The sequence below is a fragment of the Vibrio thalassae genome (genome assembly GCF_900089835.1).
In the GTDB taxonomy this organism is placed as follows: Bacteria; Pseudomonadota; Gammaproteobacteria; order Enterobacterales; family Vibrionaceae; genus Vibrio; species Vibrio thalassae.
This window is the reverse complement of the sequence record NZ_OANU01000116.1, coordinates 1-8,641: the sequence shown is the minus strand read 5'-3', so window position 1 is coordinate 8,641 and position 8,641 is coordinate 1. Positions and strand designations below refer to the sequence as shown.

Here is an 8,641-nt window from a genome sequence, read left to right as displayed (position 1 = left end):
CTAAATACTTATTCTTCCAATCGTGCAGAGTAGAGATATGCATACCTTCATTATCTGCAAACTCCCGCAAGGATAAACCACTTTCAACAAACCTGCGAATAGTTGCTTTCTTATGCTCTTTTGAATAACGCTTCACTTAATTAAACTTACCGCTCCCTGTTTTACTTTTATTGAGGATTAAGGGCGACAACTATCCTGACACAGGGGGTTAATGCTTGCTTTGTTTGAGATATTTCATGTGTGTTAGCTTGAAGTTGCTGTTCGTTAGAGGCTAGCTTGTGCTCTGTTCTAGCAATGTGTTGCGTGTTGCTCGTGATCTTTTGCTCATCAGAATGTAACGCCTGGTTAGTTTTGTTAATTGCTTGATTATTAACATTCACCTGTTTGGTCGCGGCATCGACTTTTTGACTGATGTTGGAAACGGCTTGCTTATTGTTGGCGATTAACGCCTCATCCTTTGATACGCGGCGATCGTTACTTTGACCGTAAATCAACAATGTACTGCCGATTTTTCTAGAATCCTGTTTGTATTCCGCAATCTTTTGGCTGTTATGAGCGATTGAATTTTGATTTTGCTTAATCAAACTATCAAGGTTTGTGCTATTTGGTGTGGTAGCGGCACTCGCATAGCTTGTTGCTAATGCAAGAGATGCAGCAAATAAAGTTAACGAATGGTATTTCATAGTAGGCCTCAAAAATGTGTTGTTGGTTGTTGCTAACGAGTGAGGCAAGAATATAGCTTTGAAGTTGATATAGCAGTCATTGGTTTGTCTGTAATTGTCAGGAATGAAGGACAAACCCTTACTAAGCTGATGACAGAGCGTTAGCAGTACTTCAAAAAAGGAGGGTGTTGAGAGGGCACCCTCCTGAAGATTTACAATTAGTAGCGTTAACCCAATACTAAGCAGATAGATCTGCTTTGTAATCAAGCAACGAAGTCCAAGGTGGTCTGACTTATTGATTTAATTCAAACTCCGGATATAAATCTCATCAACAACGTCAGTTACCTTAGTAACGCATTGAATAATATTACGCTTAGGAGCTCTTTCATAATTATTTAAACATTATTTAAAGTAAGGTTTTGGGTTTAATGTATTATTAACTTGCGTTTATATTGTAAGTGGCACTAACTAATATTAGTTAAATTTTTATGGAGGTTATCTTTGTGGAAAAGAAAATAATTCGCAACTCTGTTAGGCTACCTAAATTAGATGAGAATGAATTTAAGGTTAGACCAGCAACGATAAAGGACTACCAAATCGTCCATGAACTGTGCGTTTTGGAAGCAAAGCGTTATTGTCGATTACATGGTTTTGCACTAACGTATAAGAAAGAGAGCTTTAGAATTTTTGATGTAGCACCTACTCGTTTACAGATTAAAAAAATCATTGAAGAGTCTGGTCAGATGTTATCTGTTATTGAGCACAAGAATCGGAGAGTCGTAGGTTTTATTTACGGTTATCTCATTTCACCAACAGATCGTGGAAAGAAACATGACACTTCAACACATAGTGCTTATATAGAAAAGTTACTTATTTTAGAGAACTTTCGTTGTAATAGTTTAGCCAATCGGCTTATTCAGAGTTTTAAATATTGGGTTATGGTAAGGTTAGAGGAAAGTAAGGATGGGTGCTGTTTCAAATCGGATGTAAAATGGCATTCTCTATTCTGATTCTCTGATAGGTTTAATATAAATAGATATAAATTATTAGAAAATAAATCCATAGTTGATAAAACGTAAGTGCATAGAGTTGAATAAAGGACTTGGTTTTAATCATGGGAACCAAAAGAACAAAAAAGTTACTAAATAAAAGTGTTTTTGTCACCGCTAAGGAAAGAATTTGCTATCTTTTCGACCACTTCGACAGTCTTTATATTTCATTATCTGGAGGTAAAGATTCGTCGGTTCTAGTTAATCTAGCTATTGAGGAAGCAGAAAAAAGAAATCGGCTGCCAGTTGATGTGTTGATTGTTGATTTTGAGGCTCAATTTCAGCATACCGAAGATTTCCTTAAGCGCTTAATTAGAGCTGGTAAGGTAAACCAGTATTGGGTGTGTTTGCCTATAACCCTTCGTAATGCTGTCTCACAATTTCAACCGAAATGGATGTGTTGGGACCCGAATTGTAAAGATATTTGGGTGAGATCCATACCCGATGTAAAAGGAGTGATCAGCAAACCCGAACAGCTTCCATTTTTTGAAATAGGTACTGAGTTTGAAGATTTTGTTATTGGGTTTGCAGATTGGTATCAAAAGCAAAAAGGGACTGAAATTGCGGTTGTAATTGGTATTCGAGCCGATGAGTCGCTGAATCGTTACCAAACGATTAAAAATGTTCGAAAAATTAGATATAAACATAAGCAGTGGACAACTCAAATGATCAAAGGGGTGTACATGGCGTATCCCATTTATGACTGGAAGGCTAGGGATATTTGGATAGTGAATGGGAGGCGTGGTTGGGACTACAATAGGATTTATGATCTTATGCATAAAGCTGGTGTGAAGCTATCGCTTCAAAGGCTTTGCCAACCGTTTGGTGATGAACAAAGAAAGAGTTTATGGCTATACCAACTGTTAGAGCCAGACACATGGCAAAAATTAGTTGGGAGAGTTGAAGGTTGCAATTTTGGCGGGCGTTATACTAAAAGCCAAGGGAGAATACTCGGGCACTATCGGTTTAAACTTCCTAAAGGGATGACTTATCGTCAGTACAGCAAGCAAATCTTGAGATCGCTCCCTCCCGAACTTGAAAATCACTACAGGGAAAAAATATTCAAATTTCTCCAATGGTGGCGTAAACATGGTCCATCAAAGGGTATTACGTATATCCCAGATTTTGCAGACTCTAAGCTTGAATCAAGAAGACAAGTCCCGAGTTGGAGACGGATCTGTAAGGTTCTGATAAAAAATGACTACAGTTGTCGTGGCTTGTCATTTGGGCACGTTAAGTCATCTAAAGCCAACTCAAAACCTTAATAATTATGCAAAAGGTATGACGCGATATGGAAAAGACTCTAAAAAGAAGTAAGGCCCTGTTTAAATCATTGTTCAAACAATCAGGAGAAGGGTTAAATGAGAAAAGCTCTTCTGAGAGCTTAGCAATAGATGCAGACTGGATAGATCAATATAACGACATAAGTAAGCAGATAGTAAAGCATTTTCCGTTGCTCCCACCAATTTGTGCAGTTGAACTTCTGCCTATAACTTCACTTAACGCAAACGACTACAATCCCAATAAGATGGCTAGGCCAGAAAGCAATTTATTGCTTCATTCTTTAGAGCAAGATGGGTTGACCCTTCCACTTATTGTTAATCGACAGGAGAACGAGCAAGATTACACCATTATTGATGGGTACCATAGATATGAGCTCTTAAAGAAGCATGCACACCTACAACCGATAGATGGCTATGTGCCAGCTATTGTCTTATCTAAAACAAAAGGCCAAGCGATATCGTCTTCTGTTAGGCACAATATAGCAAGAGGTGTGCATCAAGTTGAACTGACTTCTGAAATGATTCTTTTGCTTAAAAACATGGGCTGGACTAATGCGAAAATAGGCAAGGAGCTAGGTATGGATAAAGACGAACTATTGCGAATGCAACAGTTAACCGGCCTTGCTGATTTGTATCGCAATGAGGAGTTTTCAAAAGCCTGGGAATAAGTAGAATCATGACGAATATGGAAAAGCCAAAAATCAACTTCACACGATATATTAGTTATTAAATTTTGATTATTAATTAATTAATAATGATCAATTGCCTAAACAGTTGTCCCATATTTATGCAGGGAAAAGGTCACCACATACATTAAGCAAGTTGAATAGTGTTTTATAGGTGGCTTTTGTGTGAAAGGATGTACTGTTATTACCTAAACGTATATCTGTTCATTCATCTAGTATTTTTGAAAAGCATAAAGTTAAAGGAGTATTTGCGATGGGTAACGATAATAAACCGACCTTAGTGGGAGGAAGTTGCATAATTGCTTGTATTTGTGTTGGGGCGGGAATGTTGGGACTACCAGCGGCTGGTTCTGGTGCTTGGACATTTTGGTCAATACTGGCACTCGCTGGGGTCATGGTCATAATGGTCTTGAGTGGATGTTTATTGTTGGAGGCATTGAAGTCTTACCCAATTCGGTCTTCTTTCTCGACTGTAACAAAGGATCTACTGGGTCATCGGGTTGCGTGGGTGAATAACTTAGCCGTGTATTTTGTAGGAGCGATTCTTCTATATGCGTACACCACTTCTTCTGGATTAATCCTCCAAGAGTATATTAAGGTTAATGCTCAAGTCTCTTCGGTGCTCTTTGTATTGTTATTTTCTGCTTTCGTTTGGTATTCCACGCGACTAGTCGATAGAGCATCATTTGTACTATTAATCTTCATGATCTTTACGTTTTCATTTTCCGTTTCTGGTCTAGTTAGCGGGATTCGTGTGGACTCTCTATATGGTAAATTTGATATAGGGCAGACAAAATATTTACTTTCGTTTTTGCCAATTGCGCTTACAGCGTTTGGCTTTCATCATGCAGTGTCTAGTATGAGAGATTACTACCTCGATGAATACTCTTCCCAGAAGGCGATAGTTGGCGGTGCAATTATTGCGTTTGTAGTTTACGCTGTATGGATAGTGTCGATCTACGGAAACATAGATAGAGGTAGTTTTGTCGATATTAATGCGGCAGGTGGTAATGTTGATTCATTGCTAGCGGCGATTGATGAACGAGTAGTAGATAACACACTTTCAATTGTCATTGGGGCATTTTCAGCAGCAGCAATATTATCTAGTTTTATTGGTGTGGGATTGGGTGTATTTGACTTTATTGCTGATGCATTTCAATTTAGCGCTGATCGAGTAGGTAGAACGAAAACTTGGGCGGTGACATTTCTCCCACCGTTGCTCTTCTCTCTTTTCTTTCCTTTTGGCTTTATATCTTCCATTGGTTATGCGTCGTTATTTGCGGCGATTTGGGCATGCATCATCCCAGTTTTGCTTGTAAGAAAGGTCCGAACTGAGCAAGTGACTACACCAATTACTAACAATCAATATCATCATACTTGGCAGCCTAGCCAGTACCGTTGCTTTGGAGGATCTTTGTCTTTACTGCTTGTTTTCGTGTTTGGTGTCACCATCATATTAATTCACCTATTTGATCTTATTAATTTAATTCCAAAGTTTGGTTTTTAATTAAGTTGATGCACTAGCGATATAAGTAACAAGTTAAATAATTATATATTACTTATTATTTCATCTAATCTGTGATTTTCTAACTGTAGCTGCAGATGTCTCTTTATTTAGTGAGCCTGTAATAACAGGAAGCATCAATATACCACTAATATACCACTGTGTAAGAAGTGTGGCTTAACTACTTGTTTTATATAAAAGGTGCAAAAATTGTTTTATATAAAAGGTGCAAAAAACTCAACAATAGAAAGGTATGATTTATGGCTATCACTAATAGTTCTCATTCAAGATATAAAGGTAAATATAACAATGATGTATATAACGATATAAAGGGTCCCCGTCTAGTGGGAGCTTCGATTTCGACAACAGAGCTGAAATATATGCCTGAACCATATAGAATACGTGTTGTTGAACCAATTGAACAAACGACTCGAGCGCAGCGCGAAGAAGCGTTAGTTAAGGTCGGCTTCAACCCGTTTTTATTGAACAGTAAGGACGTTTTCGTTGATCTACTTACTGATAGTGGTACTGGTGGTGTAACACAGTCTATGCAGGCGGCCATGTTGTTAGGAGATGAATCGTACAGCGGAAGTCGAAGCTATTATGCCCTTAGTGATGCTGTTCAAAACATCTTTGGATATCAACTTACTATCCCTACTCACCAAGGGCGTGGAGCAGAGCAACTTTATGTGCCAAGTCTAATCAAAAAACGAGAACGTGAGAAAGGTCTGCTAAGGGAAAAAATGACGGTAATTTCGAATTTTTTCTTTGATACAACTCAAGGGCATTCACAGTGGAATGGCTGCCGTATTGTTAATGTTCCAGTTGAATCTGCATTCAATACTTCAGTCAAAGCTGATTTCAAGGGGAACTTTGATATTGATCTACTTCAACAAACCATTGAGCAAGTTGGGCCACGTCACATCCCTTATATCGTTAGTACCATTACGTGCAATTCTGCTGGTGGCCAGCCAGTGTCGATCGAAAATCTAAAACAAGTATATGAACTTGCGCAACTTTATGAGATTCCAGTTGTTATGGATTGTGCAAGGTTTGCGGAAAATGCTTACTTCGTAAAACAGAGAGAATCTGGGTATAGCCATTTAACAATTGAAGAAATCACACATATCATGTTTCAGTATGCAGATATTCTCTCTATGTCTGCTAAGAAGGACGCCATGGTACCGATAGGAGGCTTGTTGGCATTTAAGGATCTGTCATTAGATGATGTTTACCATGAATGTCGCACTTTGTGTGTGCTTCAAGAAGGTTTCCCTACCTATGGCGGCCTAGAAGGTGGAGCTATGGAGCGCTTGGCTGTTGGTTTGTATGAAGCTATGAGAGAAGAGTGGTTGGCATCGCGCATCCAGCAAATTCATTACTTAGTCGATGGTTTAGAAAGTATCGGTATTCAGTGCCAGCAAGCAGGCGGACATGCAGTGTTTATAGATGCAGGAAAGATGCTCTCGCATATTCCACAAAGTGAGTTCCCAGGGCATGTGCTGGCATGTGAGCTGTATCGTGTAGCTGGGATTCGCAGTGCTGAAATAGGGTCTCTGCTCATTGGTCGTGACCCTGTAACTGGGTTGCAGCTTCCATCACCAGCGGAGTTGCTGCGTTTAGCTATTCCAAGGGCTACGTATACTAAGGCACATCTTGACTATGTCATTGAGGCCTTTCAACTAGTGCTTAATGGCTGTAAGGACTTAAAAGGGATGACTTTTACTTACGAACCGCCAGTACTAAGGCACTTTAATGCTCAGTTTACTGAAGTTTCGAGTTAAGATCTTTTGAGAGCATTACCTCGAGAATAAATAACGTGCTAGCTAGGCCAAGAAACTTGAATTTCTTGGCCTATTTTGCGTTATGAATCCCAAAAATCAATCGAACCTTCAATCTTACCTTTATGAATATAATTTCTCGGAAAGTTTTGGAAAATATAGACTTCATCTCCGGAACGAATCATCTTATAAAATAGGAATTTATATGCTGCTGATATCTGATTAAATCGGTTATTACTATCTTGCTTATGATCAGTAATTAGTGGAGTTCTAGTGTAAACAAAGTAAATAGTTTGATCGCCATATCTTAACTGCCGAGCTTCTACTTTCCATTTGGATATAATCTCTTTATCCTGTGCAACCTTTGTTTGCAATGCGACAACCTTTCCACGGTAGCATGTCATAAACACATCGCGTTCATCATCTGGAACATGGAGAGAGATCGAGTATTGACATGTAGAACCAGCGACAAACCCATATAAGATTAAGAATACTAATGCTGCGCTCAGCAATAAAGCTGCAGTAATGATAATGTGTTGCCACTTTTGACTTAGAAAGGTTGTACCCAGCATTGGTGTTTTAGTTGTCATTAGAAAACTCAATTAGTCCAGATTTATGTGAATAGTAGAAATTACCATTACTTGCCTTAATATTGGTCAAGTCTGGATTTTCGTTTCTCAAGCTACATACTGATGCCTTTCCAATTTCTATGCAGTCAACATGTACCCAAGAAAATGTAATATATAGCAATGAGTACCCTATCAATAATAGCGATATGAAAGAAGCATAAATCTTTAATGTGTAGCTAAAAGTCGGTTTTATGTTTTCTATCTTGTCAGTTTTTTCAATATTAATGCTATCTGTTAATATTGGTGAATCATGCTCTTTGACTGCATCTTCAGGAATCTCAATCTTGTAACCTTTTCTCGGAACATTAACAATTTTAGTGTTAGAGAATTCAAGTATCTTCCTAAGGTTTGTTATTGCTACTGGTAAAGAATTAGAACCGATCGTCTCAGGCCTTCCCCATGCAGATACAATCAGATCATGCTTGCTAATTACTTTTCCTTGTTCGGTTGCCATTCTTTCTAGTAGACAGCTTTCAGGTAGTGTTATTGAAAATGTTTTTCCATTTTTCATTATTATTTGGGCGCCACTATCGGATCTTTCTAGGACGCAAATACCTATTTTCATGGTTAGTTCATCAATCTGTTTTCTCATTTCTTTTCTACTTGCTTAAGGTTAAGGTGCGTAGGGTGCGTAGGTTTAGTATTAATTTATAGTCCAATAGACTTAAATCAAGACCATTAGAGTTCATTTTAAGTTAATGATGTTAATTATTAATTGTTAATTTAAGTGTAAAGAAGTGGACCCCAATGGTTGGACACATAAGCTAATATCTTAAGTGCTAGTTATTTGTAACAATTATCGGTGTCTAAGTCTGTCTGTGTTTGTCATCGTTTTGTCATTGTCAACGCCAGTTTAAAATTGATCCACTTATCGACGTTATCGCCAAAGTAAAACTGACCCACCCACGTAATTATTTTGTACTTTCAGATAGATTTTCTAGAACTGTTGGTATGGTTCCAGCCGCTTTCTTTCCTCTTAATCGGTAGCTTTCTCCGCTGATTTGTACGATGTGCGAGTGATGAAGAAGCCTATCCAGTAATGCCGCC

10 protein-coding genes are annotated in these 8,641 nt (G+C 38.3%); 5 read left to right on the top strand and 5 right to left on the bottom strand.

Annotated elements, in window-relative coordinates; translation table 11 throughout:
- The coding region (locus VTH8203_RS25630; RefSeq protein ID WP_158296156.1) for a transposase at window positions 1-136 on the bottom strand (136 nt) is incomplete at its 3' end.
- Between the two features lie 31 nt (window positions 137-167).
- A complete protein-coding gene (locus tag VTH8203_RS20000) occupies window positions 168-929 on the bottom strand; it encodes a hypothetical protein (RefSeq protein WP_158296206.1) in 762 nt (253 codons plus the stop codon).
- 236 nt (window positions 930-1,165) lie between these two features.
- Here VTH8203_RS20000 and VTH8203_RS19995 point away from each other — a divergent pair, with 236 nt between their 5' ends.
- The 5 genes from VTH8203_RS19995 (at window position 1,166) to VTH8203_RS19975 (ending at window position 6,968) form a co-directional block, all read left to right on the top strand.
- Window positions 1,166-1,672, top strand: a complete 507-nt coding sequence (locus tag VTH8203_RS19995) for a hypothetical protein (protein WP_096995235.1) — start codon at window positions 1,166-1,168, stop codon at window positions 1,670-1,672.
- A gap of 104 nt (window positions 1,673-1,776) precedes the next feature.
- Entirely contained in the window at window positions 1,777-2,976 is a 1,200-nt protein-coding gene (locus VTH8203_RS19990) for a DUF3440 domain-containing protein (RefSeq protein ID WP_096995234.1), read from the top strand.
- Between the two features lie 26 nt (window positions 2,977-3,002).
- Window positions 3,003-3,662 carry an IbrB-like domain-containing protein gene (locus VTH8203_RS19985; RefSeq protein WP_096995233.1) on the top strand — a complete coding sequence of 220 codons (660 nt, stop codon included), beginning with the start codon at window positions 3,003-3,005 and terminating at the stop codon, window positions 3,660-3,662.
- A gap of 271 nt (window positions 3,663-3,933) precedes the next feature.
- Entirely contained in the window at window positions 3,934-5,187 is a 1,254-nt protein-coding gene (locus VTH8203_RS19980) for an aromatic amino acid transporter (protein WP_096995232.1), read from the top strand.
- A 377-nt stretch (window positions 5,188-5,564) separates the two neighbouring features.
- Window positions 5,565-6,968 carry a tryptophanase gene (locus tag VTH8203_RS19975; RefSeq protein WP_244181269.1) on the top strand — a complete coding sequence of 468 codons (1,404 nt, stop codon included), beginning with the start codon at window positions 5,565-5,567 and terminating at the stop codon, window positions 6,966-6,968.
- Between the two features lie 80 nt (window positions 6,969-7,048).
- On the opposite strand, the gene VTH8203_RS19970 is transcribed toward VTH8203_RS19975, so the two are convergent.
- The 3 genes from VTH8203_RS19970 to VTH8203_RS19960 all read right to left on the bottom strand — a co-directional run.
- On the bottom strand, window positions 7,049-7,555 hold the full coding sequence (locus VTH8203_RS19970; protein WP_244181268.1) for a hypothetical protein: 507 nt from the start codon (window positions 7,553-7,555) through the stop codon (window positions 7,049-7,051).
- The gene (locus VTH8203_RS19965; protein WP_096995230.1) at window positions 7,545-8,186 is read right to left on the bottom strand and encodes a winged helix-turn-helix domain-containing protein; all 642 of its coding nucleotides are present in this window, start codon (window positions 8,184-8,186) and stop codon (window positions 7,545-7,547) included. Before VTH8203_RS19965 ends, VTH8203_RS19970 begins: the two co-directional genes overlap by 11 nt.
- Before the next feature lie 319 nt (window positions 8,187-8,505).
- The coding region (locus VTH8203_RS19960; protein WP_244181236.1) for an ATP-binding protein at window positions 8,506-8,641 on the bottom strand (136 nt) is incomplete at its 5' end.

What these genes read in the sequence shown, in the direction of transcription:
- VTH8203_RS19990 (WP_096995234.1), top strand. Translation starts at nt 1,777, where the DNA reads ATGGGAACCAAAAGAACAAAAAAGTTACTAAATAAAAGTGTTTTTGTC.
- VTH8203_RS19985 (WP_096995233.1), top strand. Translation starts at nt 3,003, where the DNA reads ATGGAAAAGACTCTAAAAAGAAGTAAGGCCCTGTTTAAATCATTGTTC.
- VTH8203_RS19980 (WP_096995232.1), top strand. Translation starts at nt 3,934, where the DNA reads ATGGGTAACGATAATAAACCGACCTTAGTGGGAGGAAGTTGCATAATT.
- VTH8203_RS19975 (WP_244181269.1), top strand. Translation starts at nt 5,565, where the DNA reads ATGCCTGAACCATATAGAATACGTGTTGTTGAACCAATTGAACAAACG.
- VTH8203_RS19970 (WP_244181268.1), bottom strand. Translation starts at nt 7,555, where the DNA reads ATGACAACTAAAACACCAATGCTGGGTACAACCTTTCTAAGTCAAAAG.
- VTH8203_RS19965 (WP_096995230.1), bottom strand. Translation starts at nt 8,186, where the DNA reads ATGAGAAAACAGATTGATGAACTAACCATGAAAATAGGTATTTGCGTC.